This window comes from Sulfitobacter sp. D7 (assembly GCF_003611275.1).
In the GTDB taxonomy this organism is placed as follows: domain Bacteria; phylum Pseudomonadota; class Alphaproteobacteria; order Rhodobacterales; family Rhodobacteraceae; genus Sulfitobacter; species Sulfitobacter profundi.
The window spans coordinates 128,985-146,504 of record NZ_CP020695.1; the positions used below are offsets into that span (position 1 = coordinate 128,985).

16 protein-coding genes are annotated in these 17,520 nt (G+C 63.1%); 7 read left to right on the top strand and 9 right to left on the bottom strand.

Going from position 1 to position 17,520, the window contains the following annotated elements; translation table 11 throughout:
* Positions 1–23: 23 nt before the first annotated feature.
* A complete protein-coding gene (locus B5M07_RS17095) occupies positions 24–1,571 on the bottom strand; it encodes a UxaA family hydrolase (RefSeq protein WP_254694006.1) in 1,548 nt (515 codons plus the stop codon).
* A gap of 90 nt (positions 1,572–1,661) precedes the next feature.
* Between B5M07_RS17095 and B5M07_RS17100 the strand changes: the two genes are divergently transcribed.
* Positions 1,662–2,438 (top strand): GntR family transcriptional regulator, encoded by a 777-nt coding sequence (locus tag B5M07_RS17100; protein WP_120352399.1) that lies wholly within the window; start codon positions 1,662–1,664, stop codon positions 2,436–2,438.
* Between the two features lies 1 nt (position 2,439).
* On the opposite strand, the gene B5M07_RS17105 is transcribed toward B5M07_RS17100, so the two are convergent.
* Genes B5M07_RS17105 through araD form a run of 3 tightly spaced genes read right to left on the bottom strand, consistent with a single transcriptional unit; the run spans position 2,440 to position 5,812 of the window.
* Positions 2,440–3,150, bottom strand: coding sequence for a ribonuclease activity regulator RraA (locus tag B5M07_RS17105; protein WP_120352400.1), 711 nt, complete (start codon positions 3,148–3,150; stop codon positions 2,440–2,442).
* Entirely contained in the window at positions 3,147–4,058 is a 912-nt protein-coding gene (locus B5M07_RS17110; RefSeq protein WP_120352401.1) for a dihydrodipicolinate synthase family protein, read from the bottom strand. The genes B5M07_RS17105 and B5M07_RS17110 overlap by 4 nt, the downstream gene beginning before the upstream one ends.
* 11 nt (positions 4,059–4,069) lie before the next feature.
* A complete protein-coding gene (gene araD, locus B5M07_RS17115) occupies positions 4,070–5,812 on the bottom strand; it encodes an L-arabinonate dehydratase (protein ID WP_120352402.1) in 1,743 nt (580 codons plus the stop codon).
* A gap of 117 nt (positions 5,813–5,929) precedes the next feature.
* On the opposite strand from araD, the gene B5M07_RS17120 reads away from it, so the two are divergent.
* The 3 genes from B5M07_RS17120 to B5M07_RS17130 are packed head-to-tail and all read left to right on the top strand — an operon-like array spanning position 5,930 to position 9,233.
* Positions 5,930–6,730, top strand: a complete 801-nt coding sequence (locus B5M07_RS17120; RefSeq protein WP_120352403.1) for an HpcH/HpaI aldolase family protein — start codon at positions 5,930–5,932, stop codon at positions 6,728–6,730.
* Positions 6,731–6,732: 2 nt separating this feature from the next.
* Entirely contained in the window at positions 6,733–8,274 is a 1,542-nt protein-coding gene (locus tag B5M07_RS17125; RefSeq protein ID WP_120352404.1) for an aldehyde dehydrogenase (NADP(+)), read from the top strand.
* Positions 8,271–9,233: a 2-hydroxyacid dehydrogenase gene (locus tag B5M07_RS17130; RefSeq protein WP_120352405.1), complete on the top strand. Its 963-nt coding sequence runs from the start codon at positions 8,271–8,273 to the stop codon at positions 9,231–9,233. The genes B5M07_RS17125 and B5M07_RS17130 overlap by 4 nt, the downstream gene beginning before the upstream one ends.
* Before the next feature lie 42 nt (positions 9,234–9,275).
* Here B5M07_RS17130 and B5M07_RS17135 read toward each other — a convergent pair whose 3' ends face one another.
* Genes B5M07_RS17135 through B5M07_RS17155 form a run of 5 tightly spaced genes read right to left on the bottom strand, consistent with a single transcriptional unit; the run spans position 9,276 to position 12,561 of the window.
* Entirely contained in the window at positions 9,276–9,590 is a 315-nt protein-coding gene (locus B5M07_RS17135) for an NIPSNAP family protein (protein WP_120352406.1), read from the bottom strand.
* Positions 9,591–9,615: 25 nt separating this feature from the next.
* On the bottom strand, positions 9,616–10,332 hold the full coding sequence (locus tag B5M07_RS17140; RefSeq protein WP_120352407.1) for a FadR/GntR family transcriptional regulator: 717 nt from the start codon (positions 10,330–10,332) through the stop codon (positions 9,616–9,618).
* Between the two features lie 3 nt (positions 10,333–10,335).
* Entirely contained in the window at positions 10,336–11,037 is a 702-nt protein-coding gene (gene larB, locus B5M07_RS17145; RefSeq protein WP_441351413.1) for a nickel pincer cofactor biosynthesis protein LarB, read from the bottom strand.
* Positions 11,024–11,809, bottom strand: a complete 786-nt coding sequence (locus B5M07_RS17150; RefSeq protein WP_120352408.1) for an adenine nucleotide alpha hydrolase — start codon at positions 11,807–11,809, stop codon at positions 11,024–11,026. Before B5M07_RS17150 ends, larB begins: the two co-directional genes overlap by 14 nt.
* Entirely contained in the window at positions 11,806–12,561 is a 756-nt protein-coding gene (locus B5M07_RS17155; RefSeq protein WP_120352409.1) for a FadR/GntR family transcriptional regulator, read from the bottom strand. The genes B5M07_RS17150 and B5M07_RS17155 overlap by 4 nt, the downstream gene beginning before the upstream one ends.
* Positions 12,562–12,815: 254 nt before the next feature.
* On the opposite strand from B5M07_RS17155, the gene B5M07_RS17160 reads away from it, so the two are divergent.
* From B5M07_RS17160 to B5M07_RS17170, 3 genes are all read left to right on the top strand, one after another.
* Positions 12,816–13,775: a TAXI family TRAP transporter solute-binding subunit gene (locus B5M07_RS17160; protein ID WP_254694007.1), complete on the top strand. Its 960-nt coding sequence runs from the start codon at positions 12,816–12,818 to the stop codon at positions 13,773–13,775.
* 130 nt (positions 13,776–13,905) lie between these two features.
* Positions 13,906–15,780: a TRAP transporter permease gene (locus tag B5M07_RS17165; protein WP_120352411.1), complete on the top strand. Its 1,875-nt coding sequence runs from the start codon at positions 13,906–13,908 to the stop codon at positions 15,778–15,780.
* Positions 15,781–15,811: 31 nt separating this feature from the next.
* A complete protein-coding gene (locus B5M07_RS17170) occupies positions 15,812–17,518 on the top strand; it encodes a thiamine pyrophosphate-binding protein (RefSeq protein ID WP_120352412.1) in 1,707 nt (568 codons plus the stop codon).
* The last annotated feature ends 2 nt before the right edge of the window (positions 17,519–17,520 follow it).

The following is a 17,520-nucleotide window of genomic DNA, read 5'->3' on the forward strand; positions in this document are numbered from 1 at the left end:
CTGCGCTCTCCCGTCTGACATCTTTACCCCGTGACCCCGATCGGCCAAGGCGCGAATTCCTCTTCACCCACGCCAAGCGCTTCGGATTTGCTCGGCTCGCCCGAGGCGATGGCGAGGATGCGTTCAAAGATCGCTTGGCCCAGTTCCTCAAGGCTCAATTCGCCGTCGATCACGGTCCCGCAGTTGATGTCCATATCGTCCTGCATCTTGGTGAACATCGGTGTGTTGGAGGCCAGTTTGATCGTTGGCGAGGGATAGGAGCCAAAGCAAGACCCACGCCCGGTGGTGAAGCAGATCAGGTTCGCCCCCCCCGCAATCTGCCCGGTGGCAGAGACGGGATCGAAGCCGGGCGTGTCCATAAAGACCAGCCCCTTTTGCGTCACCGCTTCGGCATAGCGGTAAACCTCCATCAACCCGGTGCTGCCGCTTTTCTTGGCCCCGCCGAGCGATTTTTCCAACACATTCGCCAGACCGCCCGCCTGATTGCCGGGGCTGACCACGCCGTTGATCTGAGTATCGCGGCCCTTGGTATGCTCCAGCCACCAGTCCATGCGTTCGACCAGTTTGCGGCCCACCTCTTCGCTGCGGGCGCGGCGGGTCAGCAGGTGTTCGACGCCGAAAATCTCGGGCGTCTCCGACAGGATCGCCGTGCCGCCGTTGCGCACGAGGATATCCGCCGCAGCCCCAAGCCCGGGGTTGGCCGACAGACCCGAAAGCCCGTCCGACCCGCCGCATTGCATTCCGATGGTGATATGCTCTGCCGAACAGGGTTCGCGCCGCACGGCATTGGCCTGATCCAACATCTCGCGCACGGCGTCCTTGCCATCGGCAATCGCGCGGGCCGTGCCGCCGACGTGCTGCATGGTGATGGTGCGCAGCATCTTGCCCTCGGCCAGTCCTTCCTCCTCAAAGAACTGCGCCAAATTGTTGCGCTCGCACCCCAGCGACAGGACCACGGCCCCGGCCAGATTGGGGTGGCGGATATAGCCCGAGAGCGTGCGCCGCAGCAGGTCCATCGGCTCGCCTGTCAGCTCCATCCCGCAGCCGGATTCGTGGATGAAGGGGATCACCCCGTCGACGTTCTCCCATGCCTCCATCCGCTCTTCGTCGAAGTAGTTGGCGATCTTGCGCGCCACGGTGGCGGAGCAATTCACGGTTACAAAAAGCCCGATGTAGTTGCGCGTGCCCACGCGGCCATTCGCGCGGCGGATGCCCATGAACTGCGCGCGGTCTGAAGGCGGCAGCAGGTCGGTCGGGGTATAGTCGCGGGCAAAGGCATAGTCTTTGTCGACCGCGTCGAACTTGATGTTGTGGCTGTGCAGCCAATCGCCTGCGGCGATCTCCTCTGCCGCGTAGCCGATGACGGTGTCGAATTTCAGGATCGGCGCGCCCCGCTGGATCGGGCGGATCGCGATCTTGTGTCCTTGGGGCGTATCGTGGTTGGCACGCAGCCCGTCTTGCGGCAATACCGCCCCTTGGGGCACCGCCGAGGTCGCCACGACCACGTTATCCGTCGGTGACAGCAGCATCACCTTTACGCGTCTGTCCTCTTGCATGGTCTGGCTGTCCATCGGATGCTCCCCCCAGGGTGTCGAAAAAAACCGCTTCGGTAAGATGTCATTAACTGATATATTAGATTTAATAGCTATGGAAGAGCCCACATGACCTCATCGAACAGATCCGCCGCACAGAGCGCACAGACCCTCGCTAAAAGCATTTTGGGCGGCGGGACTGACTTGGGTCTGTTTGAGGGTGGGCCAACGGGGCGCGGGGTCTATGCCACGCTGCGCGATCAGATTGTCCGGCTCGACCTGCCGCCCGGCACCCCGCTTTTGCGTGCCGAATTGGCCGAAACCCATGGGGTGAGCCTGACGCCGCTGCGCGATGCACTGCAGCAGCTCGCCAAGGAGGGGCTGGTCAAGATCTACCCGCAATCGCGCACGTTGGTGACGCCAATCGACATGTCGGCGATCCGCGAAGCGCAGTTCATGCGCATCGCGCTAGAGACCGAAGTCGTGCGCCGTTTGGCCGCCGAGATCGCGCCCGAAGCCCTGACCCGTCTGCGCAGCATCGTCGCCCTGCAAAGCAGCATCTCGGACCAACCCGGCGACGTGCCGACTTTTCAGGAGTTGGACGAGGTGTTTCACCAGACCCTCTTTGTGGCAGCAGGCCACGTGCAAAGCCAGCGCATCATGCGCAGTCACGCGGGCCATCTGGAACGTCTGCGCCGCCTGCATTTGGATGACATTGATGAGGCGGGGCGCATCCTGAACAACAAGGACGTGATCGGGGGCCACAGCCGGATCCTTGATGGGATTGAAGCGGGCGATGCCCCTGCCGCGATGGAGGCGCTGCGCCAACACCTGCAACGCACCGTTGACCGCATGACCGAGAAACGGGCGGCTTTCCCGGAGTATTTCACCCCGGAAAAGCCCTGATTCAGCGGTTGTTGGCCTTGCGCCATTCCGCGAACCTATCGAGGTTTTCCTGCTTGGTGCCCGGATAAAGTCCGATGATCCCCGCGCCGCCTTTGACCTCCTCGACGACGAAATCCTCATAGGCCGTCATCTCTACCGCCTCATCCGCGACCTCTTCGGCGATATCTGCGGGGATGATGATTACGCAGTCGTCGTCGCCCACCACGATATCACCGGGAAAGACCGGTGCATCGCCGCAGCCGACGGGGCAGTTGATCTCTATCGCCTCATGGAGGGTCAGGTTCGTGGGGCTTGAGGGCCGCGCGTGGTAGGCGGGCATCTCGAGCGCGCCAATGGTCGCGGCATCACGCAGCCCGCCATCTGTCACCACCCCCGCCGCGCCGCGCATCATCAGACGGGTGATGAGGATATCCCCAGCACTCGCGGCACGCGCATCCTTACGGCTGTCCATCACCAGCACATGGCCCTCGGGGCATGTCTCAATCGCGACGCGCTGCGGGTGTTCGGGATTGCGAAACTCGACCAGTTGATTGCGGTCTTCGCGGGCGGGCATATAGCGCAGCGTGAACGCCGGGCCGACCATATTCTGCCCCTTTGCCGCGACCGGGCCGACCCCCTGCACCACCTGATTGCGCAACCCGCGTTTATACAGCGCCGTGGCCAGCGTCGCGACTGAGACCGCCTTGAGTTTCTCGCGTAGTTCGGGGGTCATGCTCTCTCTCCCTTTAGTCCGTTGTCTGTTATGAATTGGTCCAGCACCGCCTGCTGCCGCTCTGTCAGGGGCCAAGCGGAGGGCGGGCGCGTGGCCCCGCAATCCTGTCCGATGGCCATAAGGGCGGCTTTGACACCGGTGACATTGGTGCCGTTATGCTCTTCCGCGCGGATGTCCTCAAAGGCGCGCATCCCTGCGATAAGGCGGTTCGCCTCGGCGTAGTTGCCTGCATCCAGTGCCGCGTGAATGGCGACCGACCGCTCGGGCCAGACGTTGATAAGGCCCGAGGTGAACCCCCGCGCCCCCACGGCATAGAGCGGCGGTGCCCAGACCTCGGCCAGCCCGCCGACCCAGACGATATCATCCGGCGCCGCCTCAATCGCGCGGGCAAGGTTCAAAGGGTTCGGCGTGGCCCATTTGACCCCCTTCACCCCCTCGACTTCGCACAACCGCGCGATGCCCTCGGGCCCCATCGCATCATTGCGCAGATACAGCATCACCGGCAGCCCGCCCGACGCATCCCGCACCGCGCGCACATAATCGACCGTGCCACGGGGGGAGACGAAGGGATCGGGCGGTTGGTGAATCATCAACGCATCCGCCCCAGCCTCGGCGCTTGCCTTGGCCAGCGCGCAGGCATCGCGAATGCCGCGCCCGACACCCGCAAGCAGCGGCGCGCGCCCGTCGATCATCTGCGCAACCTCGCGGACCATGGTGCAGGCCTCATCATTGGTCAGCGCGTAATATTCGCCGGTGTTGCCATTCACGACCGGGATATGCACCCCGGCGGCGAGCGCGCGGTCGATGATCGGGGCCAGCTTGCGCGGCGCAATCTCTCCAGCATCGTCATAGGGCGTCACGAGGATGCCCGAGATGCCGGTGAGCGCTTTTGATAGATCATGTGTCATAGACGTACCCCTCAGAAAATATCCGGCTCACCCGCCGTTTGGCCAAAGGCCGCGGTGAGATAGTCGAAGTCGCAGCCCTGATCGGCCTGCCCCACATGGCGCTGGAACATATAGCCCCAGCCCCGCTCGAACCGCGGCTCAGGGGCTTTCCAAGCGGCGCGGCGGGCGGCGAGTTCATCCTCGTCCACCAGCATGTCGAGGGTGCGCGCCTCTAGGTCCATCCGCACGATGTCGCCCGTTTTCAGCAGCGCCAGTGGCCCGCCCACGAAAGACTCCGGCGCGACATGCAGGATGCAAGCGCCGTAAGACGTGCCCGACATCCGCGCGTCTGAGATCCGCAGCATGTCGCGGTGGCCCTGTTTCAGCAGCGCCTTCGGCATCGGCAACATGCCCCATTCGGGCATCCCCGGCCCGCCCTGCGGCCCCGCGTTACGCAGCACCAGCACATGGTCCGGCGTCACGTCGAGATTTTCGTCATCAATCGCGGCCTTCATCTCGGGGTAGCTATCAAAGACCAGCGCCGGGCCTTCGTGGCGGTGGAACTTCGGGTCGCAAGCCGCCGGTTTGATCACCGCGCCATTGGGGCAAAGGTTGCCCTTAAGCACGGCGAGCGAGCCTTCTTTATAGACCGGGTTCGACAGGGGCCGGATCACGTCGTCATTATAGACAGGCGCGCCCGCGATCCCTTCCTCCAAGGGTTTGCCGGTGCAGGTGATCGCCGACCGGTCAAGCTTATCGCCCAACTGATCCATCAGCGCCCGCAGACCGCCCGCGAAATAGAAATCCTCCATCAGGTATTCGCTGCTGCCCAAGGGTCGGATATTGGCAATAAGCGGTGTGGTGCGGCCCAGAGCGTCCAGATCGTTCAACTCCAGCGCCACACCCGCGCGACGCGCCATTGCCAAGAGATGCACCACCGCATTGGTCGAACAGCCTGTCGCCATCGCCACCGTCGCCGCGTTCTGCACGGCGGCGGGGGTGATGATCTTGTCCGGCGTCAGGTCTTCCCAAACCATATCGACGATCCGCCGCCCGCAAGAGGCGCTCATCCGTTTGTGGCCCGCATCCGCAGCGGGGATCGAGGTGGCCCCCGGCAGGGTCAGCCCCATCGCCTCGGCAATCGCGGTCATGGTCGAAGCGGTGCCCATGGTCATGCAATGCCCATAAGACCGCGCGATGCCGCCTTCTACGCCGACCCATTCCTCGGCCGAGATCGTGCCCGCGCGGCGCTCGTCCCAGAACTTCCACGCATCCGAGCCTGAGCCAAGGGCCCGCCCCGCGTAATTGCCGCGCAGCATCGGGCCTGCGGGCAAGAAGATGAACGGCACGCCTGCGCTGATCGCGCCCATGGTCAGACCCGGCGTGGATTTGTCACAGCCGCCCATCAGCACCACCCCGTCGAGCGGATGCGAGCGGATCGTCTCTTCGGTCTCCATCGCGATCATATTGCGGTAGAGCATCGAAGTCGGCTTGGTGAAACTCTCGTCGATGGAAATCGTAGGGATCTCCAACCCCAGCCCGCCGGCCTGCGCGATTCCCTTTTTCACGTCCTCCGCGCGGTCGCGGAAATGGAGGTGGCAGGGGTTCATCTCGGACCAAGTGTTCAGGATGCCGATCACCGGGCGGCCTTCCCAATCCTCGGGGCCCAGACCCATCTGCATCATGCGCGACCGATGCCCAAAACTGCGCAGATCGTCGGGGGCAAACCAGCGCGCGCTGCGCAGCTGATCGGCGGTTTTCTTGGTCTCGGTCATGGAATCCTCGCCAGCTAAAACATCATCGCAAAACGGGTGGAAAACACATCTTGCTCGAACTGATATATTACCGTATCACCCCAATTGTCGATACCATTTGAGGGGCGCGTCGCGAAAATGTCGGGAAAAACACTCAAGCAATCGCTTCGCCAAGGCAGCCGCTTGTCGGGTTTCTGGCTCTCGCTCTGCTCACCTACGGTGACGGAGATCGCCGCGGGCAGCGGGATCGATTGGTTGTTGCTAGACATGGAACATGCGCCGAATGACCTAAGCCAGATCACCGATCATCTGCGCGCCGCAGGCAGCGCCAATCCCAATGCGCAGATGGTGGTGCGGATGCCCTCATCCGACCAGACGATGACCAAGCGGCTGCTGGATATCGGCGTGCAAAATCTGATGTTCCCGATGATCCAAAACGCCGAAGACGCCCGCCGCGCCGTGTCATGGACCCGCTACCCTCCCGAAGGGCTGCGCGGCATCTCGGCTACGATTCGCGCCAATAACTACGCGCGGCAGACGGATTACCTGACCACATATACAGACGCGCAATGCGTCATCGTGCAGGTCGAGACCCCCGAAGCGGTCGACCAAATTCCCGCCATCGCCGCCGTGGCCGGCGTGGACGCGATCTTTATCGGGCCGGGCGATTTGTCGTCGGCGATGGGCCATACCGGCAACCCCATGCACCCCGATGTCCAAGACAAGATCCGCGAAGCGGTCGACGCCATTCACGCCGCCGGGCTGCCTGCGGGCATCCTTGGCTACGGCGCCGATCTGGCGCGCCGCTACTTTGACAACGGTATCGAATTCGTCGCCATCGCGGGCGACGCTTGGCTGCTCACGCGGCAGATGGACGCGCTGGTGCAAACCATGGCGCAGCCCTCCCCCACTTTGACACAGCAAACCGACAAGGATTGATCATGAGCGCTGACAGCAAGACATTTCACCCCCACGGCAAGCACTTGATCGCAGGCGAATGGATCGGCGGCGGAGAAACCTTCGCCAATTCCCCCGCCACCGGCGAAAGCGACCAATTCCAAAGCGGCACCCCGGCCCATGTGGACCGCGCTTGCGAAGCCGCCGAGGACGCCTTTTGGTCCTACGCCTATTCAAGCCGCGAGAGCCGCGCCGATTTCCTTGACGCCATCGCAGACGAGATGGAGGCCCGCGCGGATATCATCACAGAAGTTGGCGCGCGCGAATCTGGCCTGCCGACTGCCCGCCTTCAGGGCGAGCGCGGACGGACCATGGGGCAGCTTCGCCTCTTTGCCGATCACATCCGCAAAGGCGCCCATCTGGACCGTCGTGTCGACGGTGCCCTGCCCGAGCGCCAACCCATGCCCCGCCCCGACATCCGCATGATCCAGCGCCCCATCGGCCCGGTTGCGATATTCGGCGCGTCGAATTTTCCGCTGGCATTCTCCACCGCAGGCGGTGACACCGCCGCGGCGCTGGCGGCGGGCTGCCCGGTCATCGTGAAAGGCCATTCCGCCCATCCCGGCACGGGGGAGATTGTGGCCGAAGCGATCCATGCCGCGATCAAGAAATGCGACATTCATCCCGGTGTCTTCTCCCTCATCCATGCCAACAGCCGTGAAGTGGGCCAGACGCTGGTGCAGCATCCGCTGATCAAAGCCGTTGGCTTCACCGGCTCCCTCGGTGGAGGCCGCGCGCTGTTTGACCTCTGCGCGCAACGGCCCGAGCCGATCCCGTTCTTCGGCGAGTTGGGCTCGGTCAATCCGATGTTCGTTCTGGCCGAGGCCACTCGAAACCGCGGCGCGGAAATCGGCGCTGGCTGGGCCGGGTCGCTGACCATGGGCGCGGGGCAGTTCTGCACCAACCCCGGCATCGCGGTCGTGGCCAAGGGGGCCGAGGGCGATGCCTTTGTCGCAGCCGCGAAAGAGGCGCTTGAGCAGGTCGGCCCGCAGGTCATGCTGACCGACGGCATCGCCAAAGCCTACCGCGACGGTAAGGAACGTTTCACCGGGCGCAACGCGGTACGCGCGCTGGTGAGCAATGACAGCGAGGGGCGCAGCGCCCAGCCGAACCTCTTTGAAACCGATGCCGATACCTACCTACAAGACCACGCACTTGGCGAAGAGGTCTTTGGCCCCTTGGGTCTGGTGCTGCGGGTCTCGTCGGGCGATGAGATGCAAGAGCTTGCCAAAGGGTTCGAAGGCCAGCTAACCGCGACACTCCAGATGGACGAGGGCGACACCGAAGCCGCCAAGGCGCTGATGCCGATCCTTGAACGGAAAGCGGGCCGGGTGCTGGTGAACGGCTTCCCCACCGGGGTCGAGGTTTGCGATGCCATGGTGCACGGCGGCCCCTACCCGGCCTCCACCAACTTCGGCGCGACCTCCGTCGGCACCATGGCGATCCGCCGCTTCCTGCGACCTGTCTCCTACCAGAACCTGCCCGAGGCCTTGCTGCCCGAAGATCTGCGCGGGGCATCGACATGAGCGGCGATCTGATCGGCCCCGTCGCCGTGCTCGACGCGATGCCGGAGGATATGCAGAATAAAGTGCGCGGCTATGCCGAAGGGCTCGACCTGCGCTTTGCGGCGTCCTATTCCGAAGAGGATTTCGCCAAGGCGGTGAAAGGTGCCGCCTATATCGTTCCGCGCGGGCGCGGCCTTCCGGCGCCGGTGCTGCGGGGGGCCGATAGCGTGCGCCTCGTGCATCAATGGGGCACCGGCTATGACAAGATCCCGGTGGATCTGGCGAAAGAAATGGGCGTGACCGTGGCGCGCAGCCCCGGCGTTAACGCCCCCACCATTGCGGATCTCACCATCGGCATGATGATCGCCGCCCTGCGCCGCATTCCGCTGCACTATAACAACACCCGCGCGGGCAAGTGGATCGTGCCAGAGATCGTCCCCGGCGCGCGGGACCTCAGCAGTCAAAAGGTCGGGCTGATCGGTTTTGGTGCCATCGGGCAACTCGTGGCGAAACGGCTGACGGGCTTTGACTGCGAGGTGCTCTACTACCGCCGCTCAGGGGAGGCTGAAGGCACCAGCGCGCGCTATGCCGAGCGCGACGAAATTCTTGAGACCTGCGATATCGTCAGCCTGCACATGCCGCTGACGGAGGCGTCGCACCACACCATCGGCACGCCGGAACTGGCGCAGATGAAATCCGACGCCCTGCTGGTCAACACCGGACGCGGAGGGCTGATTGATGAGGCGGCTCTGATCGACACGCTCACCCATAAACGCATCGCGGGCGCGGCCTTGGATGTGTTTACCGAAGAGCCTGTCGAGCCGGACAACCCACTTCTGCGGCTCGATAACGTCCTGCCCCTGCCCCACATCGGCGGCCACAGTGAGGATAACCTCAAACGTATGGTCGGCCATTGGACCAGCAACATCCGCGCCTTTCACGAAGGGCGCGGGATCGACGAAAGCTGTATCGTCACCTAAACCATGCCTCCGGCCTGAACCCTCAAGCCGGAGGCGTACCGCTTAACCTTCGAGCGGTACGGGCATGAGGATCTTATTGGTCTGGCTCACGAGATATCCCGCCTCTGCGCTCTTCTTCAGATAAGCCTGCCACTCAGTATCCGCCGCCATCTGCGCGCGGCGTGCTGCGCGGTCGGCGGCATTCTCATAGGCCCAGATATGCACGAAGGAGTTCACATCCCCCGTCTCGACCTGAGCATAGATCACTGGCTCGCCAAGAGTACGCTTTTGGGCGGGAAAGCCGAACTCCGCATAGAGGGCGAGGTGTTTCTTGATCGTGCCGGGGCGGCAGCAATAGGTGCGGTGGTCGTAGATCATAAAGGGGCCTTTCGGGGTGTTGGCGTCATGCGATACCGGCGTGGTCGGTGATCCGGGCCCGCGCCTGCAACAGGTGATAGGCCATCGATACGCCCGCAACTTCGCTGTCGCCCGCACGGATCGCTTCAAGGATTTGGCGGTGCTCATTGATCACCACGTCGATCCGCGCTTGCGAGCCTTGGCGGGTCAGTTTTTGCGCCACGTCGATCCCCTGTTCGATCGACTCGCGCGCGCAGTCGAGCATCTGAAGGAAAACCTCATTGCCCGAGGCCGCCGCGATGGCGCGGTGGAATTGGTAATCGGCATCGAAGGAAGGGTTGCGCGCCTGCATCGACGCCTCAAGCGTCTGCAGCGCGGCCTCGATCCGGGCGATATCCTTGGGGCTGGCCCGTTGCGCGGCCATATGCGCGGTGGCTTTTTCAATCGTGATCCGCGCCTCCATCGCGCGCATCAGCCCGGCAACCGACCCCGCCGTGGCGTATTCGATCAGCTTTTCCGAAGGCCGCCGCCGCACAAAAGTACCCACGCCGCGCCGCGCCTCGACCAGCCCGTCCTCTTGCAATTTACGCAGCGCTTCGCGCACCACGGGGCGGGACACGCCAAAGGCTGTGGCGATCTGGTTTTCCGAAGGCAGCTTTTCGCCCTGCACCAGTTTGTTCGACACGATCTGCTCAAGCACCTGCCCGTAAAGCTGATCGGCCAGTGTCTGCCGTTTCTTGATCTTCAGTTTCGGTGTTGTCACCGGCTACCCTCCCGCCGCGGCGCGGCGCATCATATTGGCCAGCCGCAAGGCCGAAGTCGCAGCCCCATAGCCGTTGTCGATATTCACCACCGTCACCCCCGGCGCGCAGCTGGCAAGTATCGAATCGAGCGCGACCCTCCCGCCGCGGGCCACACCATAGCCCACGGAGGTCGGCACACCAATGACCACCCCCGGCACCAGCCCGGCCACGACCGACGGCAGGGCCGCGTCCATCCCGGCGAAGACGATCACCACATCCATTTCGCGCAACAACTCCTCCCGCGTGAGCAGACGCCAAAGCCCGGCCACGCCCACGTCTGACACTTCGGTCGCGTCCATTCCACCGTAAGCCAACGTACGCTTCGCCTCTTCCATCGGGGCATAGTCTGACGTCCCCGCGCTGACCAAACCGATGCGTGGGGTGCTGGCCAACGGGCCAACCTCTCCGAGAATGGCGGTGCGAGAGGCGGCGCAGTAATCAACCAACTGACGCATATTTTCTGGCAGGTCGCCGAACTGCTCTGCCGTCAGCCTGGTCAAGAGAAGCCTGCGCCCCTCCGTCGCCGCGTCACCGATGATCGCGGCGATTTGCGGCACTGATTTATGCTCGCAAAGCACGGCTTCTTCGATGCCGATGCGCCCCCCGCGCCCCCGGTCAAAGGTCACGTCCGGATGCCCGTCGGGGCCTTTCTCATTGATGGACAAATGCACTTCCTCTTGAATAGGCCCGCAGATCCACCGCGCGCCCGTCGTCCGTGGCCCGCCGGACCTGCGTCAGAATCGCCGCGCGCTTTTGGGCGGAAAGACCTTCGTAAATAGGCGGATCAAGCTCAACCACCCACCCCCCGCGCAAGCGTCTGCAGCGCAGGGTGACATTGCCCAACGCCGCACGCAGCAGGGTTTCGACGCGATCGATCACCGCCAGATCCGCAGGCTCCACCCGCAGGCCGGTCTCAATCCGGCTGGCCAAACAAGGGGCCGCGGGCAGTTCGGCCAGTTCCCCCAGCCCAAGCGCCCGCGCCAAGGCCCGCACATCGGCTTTTGACATCTGCGCATCGACGAACGGGTGCAGCACGCTATGCTCCGCCGCAGCCTGCAAACCGGGGCGGTAGTCTGACAGATCGTCGGTATTGGTGCCCGCCGCCACCAACGGCCCCATCCGCGCCAATGTGCCATAGAGGTTCGACTTGCAGAAATAGCAGCGGTTCACCGGGTTGGCGCGGTAGGACGGATCGGCGAATTCGCCCGCATCTACCAGTTTCAGCGGCAGGCCCCAAGCGGCTGCAAAGTCTTTCACCCGGGCGGTCGCCGCCGAAGGGACCGCAGCCGAAACCGCGTGGCAAAGCGTAACCCCCTCCGTCCCCCGCACCTTGGCCGCGGCGGCAGAGAGGGTGAGGCTATCGATCCCCCCGCTAAGCGCGATGGTCAACGATGCGGGCCGCGCGAGGGCGGCTTGGAGCGCGGCAGGAACCGTCACTCGCCCAACCCATCCTCTGTCTTGAGCTGCGCCAAGAGACGCCCGCTCGACATTTGAAGGTGGTCGCGCATCCGCTGGCGCGCCCGTTCGGCATCGCCCTGAGCAATAGAGGCCGCAATGTCATAGTGTTCCTGAATGGCGTCCCGGCTTTCGCCGCCGCGTTTCAATGCTTGCAAACGCCCGGCCAGCATCGTCTCGCGCAGGCTGGCGACAAGGTAGTTGAAAAGGCTGAGATAATAGCTGTTCCCGGTCGCCTCACAAACCGCGCGGTGAAAGGCGAGGTCGGCGCTGACCCCACTCGCAACCGCGGGGCCGCCGATTTTGTTGCTTTGGTCATAGGCGGCGGCGGCGCGCTGGATCTCCTGGCAGGCTTCGGGCGTTGCACGGGCGGCAGCGATGGCGGCGGCTTCGATCTCAAGCCCCATGCGCAACTCTAGGATCTGCTCAAGCTTGCGCTGGCTTTCCATATCCCGCTCAGGAATCGCAAAGCCCTGCCGGGGCCGATCACTGGCCACAAATGCCCCACGCCCCTGCCGGCTGGAAAGCATGCCTTCCGCCTTGAGCCGCGAGACAGCCTCCCGGATCACGGTGCGGCTGACATCGAAATCGCTGGCCAAGGTGGTTTCCGACGGCAGCACATCCCCCACGCCCCAGATGCCATTCACGACATTATGGCGCAGGACTTCCGTCACTTGATCGCTGAGCGTCGCGCCATCGACGAGGAGCGCAGTCGCCTGAAGATTTCCAGTCATGATAACAACATCCTTTCGCCGATTGGAGCACCTGTATGACAAGCTGTCAATAATCAGTAACTAGGGCCATTCGCTGCATTACAAGCAGAATACAACATTACAAGTAAGAGGAAATCCCCCTAAATTTGTATTTTTAATTGACAGGCTGACGATTCCCCCGCAGTCTGCGGTCCTACGGCAAGAGGATGTCAGGGGGGAGCCCGGAACCCATCCAGTTACTGCCGATACACAGTTAAAACTCGGGAGGAGTTTCTATGTCACCAATGTTGAAATCACTGCGCCGCACAGCCGCGGCCACCATCCTTTTCACCGTCGCCGGCGTCGCCGCACATGCGCAGAGCTTTGTCATGGCCACCGGCCAGCAGGGCGGGTCGTGGTATCCCGTGGGCGGCGCGATCAAGGCGATTGTTGAGCGTGAGAACCCAGGCATGGACATCACCGTCACGCCGGGCGCGGGCGTGTCCAACGTGGTCGGCGTGGACGCGGGCCGCTTTGGCATCGCATTCGCCAACTCGATCTCGACCGTGGACAGCCTGTCGGGCAAAGAGCCTTTCCGCAAGGCGACCACCAATGTCTGCAACCTTGGCATTCTCTATCCGCAGTATTTCCAGATCGTCGCGCTTGAGGATTCCGGCATCAAGACCATCGCCGACATGAAGGGCAAACGCCTGACCACGCAGCAGCTTGGCAACACCGGCGAATTCCTGACGCGCGAGCTTTTATCGACCGCTGACATGACGTTCGATGATCTCGATAGCGTGGCCAACACGTCCTATTCCGACTCTGCTTCGCAGATGAAAGACGGTCAGGCCGATTTCTTCACCCTTGGCTCGTCGCTGCCGACCGGTTCGGTCATGGATCTGGCATCCTCGCGCAAAATCCGTCTGATCGACGTGGACGAAGAGACCTTTGCCTATTTCAAAGACAAGAACGCCGCCTTCCAGCGTCGCGAAGTCAAAGCGGGCGCCTATCCCGGTTTCGATGAGACCGTGCATGCGATCAGCTACGACACCCATATGGTCGCGCCCTGCGACTATGACGGTGAGATCATCAAATCGGTGCTCGGCGCGATTGCTGACAACAACGACAGCTTTGCCGCGATCAGCAAATCCATGGCTGACCTGACGGTTGAGGAAATGGCCACCGACATCGGCGTGCCCTTCCACCCCGCCGCGAAAGAGTTCTACGCAGAGCGTGGCGTCTCGGGGATGTAATCCACCCCTGACGAGAAACGGGTCGGCCGGGGCCATGCTCCGTCCGACCTACACCCCTAAAGGCCCTGCCCCGCGCATTCCGCGCGATGACGCATAAGGGCCGCCTTCCACTCTAGACGCGAGAACCCCCATGCAACTGTCGATCTTTCTGGACAAGATGCCCCTGATTACCCGTATAGCAAGGCTGATCCTGATCGGCATGGCTGCTTGGCATCTCTACGTCGCCTTCGTTGGCCCGCCTAACCCCTATATTATGCGCGGCGTGCACGTCGCCCTGGCGCTGCTGCTGATTTTCTTGACGGTGAACCGCAAGGGTCTGCGCAATGATGTGCCCAGTTGGTATGATGTGGTCATCGGGCTTATCGCGGCGGGGGCCGCACTCTATCCTTCCTTTAACCTTAATTACATCACGCAGCGGTTTCTCTACGTCGACCCTCTGATGCCGATGGATATCGTGGTGGGGATCACTCTTGTGGTTCTGCTGCTTGAGGCAACTCGACGGATGCTCGGGCCGATGCTGCCGATTACCGCCCTGCTGTTTCTCGGCTACGGTCTGGCTTTCACCTCCACCCTGCCGTCGGTGATCCTTGAGCAATTGTTCATGACACCCGAAGGCATCTTCGGCATCCCGATCGCGGTCTCGGCAACCTATATGGTGCTCTTCATTCTCTTCGGCTCGTTGGTCGAGCGGATGGGCGTCGGACAGCTCTTTATGGATTTTGCGGTGGCGCTTACGGGGCGTCAGGTCGGCGGCCCGGCCAAGGTGGCCTGTGTGACCTCCGGCCTCTTCGGCTCGGTCTCTGGCTCTGCCGTGGCCAATGTGATGACGACCGGCACCTTCTCTATTCCGCTGATGAAACGCATGGGGTTCAAACCCGCCTTCGCGGGCGCGGTTGAGGCCGTGGCGTCGACGGGCGGGCAGATCATGCCCCCCGTGATGGGGGCTGCGGCCTTTGTCATGGCGGAATATCTCGGCGTGGGATACCTGACGGTCGCGAAATATGCGCTGGCCCCCGCGGTTCTGTTCTATGTCGCGCTCTTCGCGGCGGTCCATTTTGAGGCCAAGCGCAAGGGCATCGGCTCAGTCCCGAAAGAGGATCAAGTGCCGCTGAAGATCGTGCTGCTTGAACGCGGCCACCTGTTCTTGCCGTTGGCGATTATCGTGGGCGTGCTGATGATGGGCTACTCTGCTCCCTATGCAGCACTTTGCGGTATCATCTCGGTCGTGCCGGTCGCGGCCCTGCGCAAGACGACACGGCATTACGTCACCATCGACAACATCCTCGAAGCGCTTGAGGGCGGCGCGCGCAACGTGTTGGCGATTGCTGCGGCCTGTGCCTGTGCGGGCATCGTTGTGGGCGTGATCGACATCACCGGTCTTGGCCTCACCTTCTCGAACTTCGTGATCGAAGCGGCCCAAGACACGCTGGTCATCGCGCTGTTCCTGTCGATGATTGCGGGTATCATTCTTGGTATGGGAATGCCGACAACACCCGCCTATATCGTGCAGGTCGCCCTGCTGGTTCCGGCGCTGGTGAAGCTGGGCGTACAGGTCGAAGCGGCGCACCTCTTTGTGTTCTACTTCGCCATCCTGTCGGCCATCACACCCCCCGTCGCCATGGCGGTCTATGCAGCCAACACCCTATCGCACGCCAAGATCGTCGAGGCGAGTTGGGCTGCGGTGAAACTCGGTGCCACCGGCTTTATCGTGCCCTTCATGTTCGTCTATGAACCGGCGATCCTGATGCAGGGTTCGGTCACCCAGATCACGCTGGTCCTGTTGCAGGCCACCATTGGCGTCATCCTGCTGGCCGCCGCCTTGCAGCGCTACTACTTCGGCAGACTGTCCAATGTGCTGTCGGTGGTGCTGTTCGGGGCGTCCTTGCTGCTGATCTACCCCGATCTGCGGCTCACCGCCTCGGGGTTGGTCATCGCGGGCGTTATCCTGGCCTTCCAAAAGGCCAGGAACCCCAACCCGAAAAGCCAAGCCGCCACACATACTTAAATCTTAGAACGAACGAAACGGAGCCTTCTCCATGCTGCAAAAAACTTCCCTCAAGGCCCGGACCGGCGGACAGGTCCTTGTGGATCAACTGCTGATCCACGGTGCCGACACCGCCTACTGCGTGCCCGGCGAAAGCTATCTTGAGGTGCTCGATGCGCTGCATGATGTGCAGGACCGTTTCACCCTCATCAACGCGCGGCACGAAGCCGGGGCCGCCAATATGGCCGAGACCTATGGCAAGCTGACCGGCACCCCCGGCATCTGCATGGTCACCCGCGGCCCCGGCGCCTGCCACGCGGCCATCGGCGTTCATATCGCGCAACAAGACAGCACGCCGATGATCCTCCTGGTGGGGCAGATCGCCCGCGACACGACCGACCGTGAGGCGTTTCAAGAAGTCGACTACCGCGCCATGTTTGGCCCCATCGCCAAATGGGCCACCCAGATCGACGACCCGGCGCGGGTGCCGGAATATATGGCCCGCGCCTTCCGCGTGGCGACCTCGGGCCGCCCCGGTCCGGTGGTGATCTCCCTGCCCGAAGACATGCTGACCGAGGTGGTCTCCGTCGCCGACGCGCGGCCCTATACGGCGACCCATGCTGGGCTGTCGCCTGACAATCTCGACATGCTCAAGACCGAGATCGCGCAGGCCGAACGGCCCCTGCTGCTGCTCGGCGGCTCTGGCTGGTCGGATGAGAGTGCGGCGGCCATCACCCGCTTTGCCGAGGCCAACAAGATCCCCGTCACCACGTCCTTCCGGCGGCAAGACATCGTGAACAACCTCTCGCCGGTCTATGCCGGGGATTTCGGCACCTCTACCGCGCCCAGCCTCTATGCGCATCAACGCGATGCGGATCTGCTCGTGGTGATCGGCGCGCGTTTGGGGGAGATGACGACCAAGACCTACACCACCATGCAATCGCCCAACCCCGAGACGCGGCTGGTGCATCTCTACCCCGACGCGGATGAGATCGGGCGCGTCTATTCGCCAGATCTGGGCATCGCTGCAGCACCCGTTTCTGTCGCTGCCGCCTTGGACGGTGTCGATCTGGGCCGCGCTGAGGCATGGGACGCATGGTGCGAGAAACTCCACGCCGATTACCTCACCGATACCGAAGCGCCCAATGGCGGCGACTGGGATCTCGACATGGGGGTGGCACTTGCGCAGCTGCGCGACGAGCTGCCCGATGATGTGGTGGTCACGCTCGACGCGGGCAACCACACCGGCTGGGCGCAACGGTTCCTGCGCTTTGGCCGTCCGGGCCGGATTGTCGGCTCGACCTGTGGTGCGATGGGCTATTCCGTGCCCGCCGCCGTCGCGGCCTCGATTGCCGAGCCGGAGCGCCTGACGCTCTCCTTCGTCGGCGATGGCGGCTTTATGATGAGCGGCAATGAACTTGCCACCGCCGCGCAATATGGCGGGCGGCCCATCGTGCTGCTGTTCAACAACGGCATCTATGGCACGATCCGCATGCACCAAGAACGCGACCACCCCGAGCGCATCTCGGGCACCACTTTGCAGAACCAAGATTTCGTCAAGATGGCCGAGGGGCTGGGCGCTCATGCGGAACGGGTTACCAAGACCGAGGATTTCGCCGCCGCCTTCATCCGCGCCCGCGAAAGTGGCCGCCCGGCCCTGATCGAGCTTGTAACCGACCCCGAGCAGATCTCGACCCGCACCACGATCAGCAAGCTGCGCGCGGCGGCCCAGAAAAAAGTCGACGCCGACCAGCGCTAAAG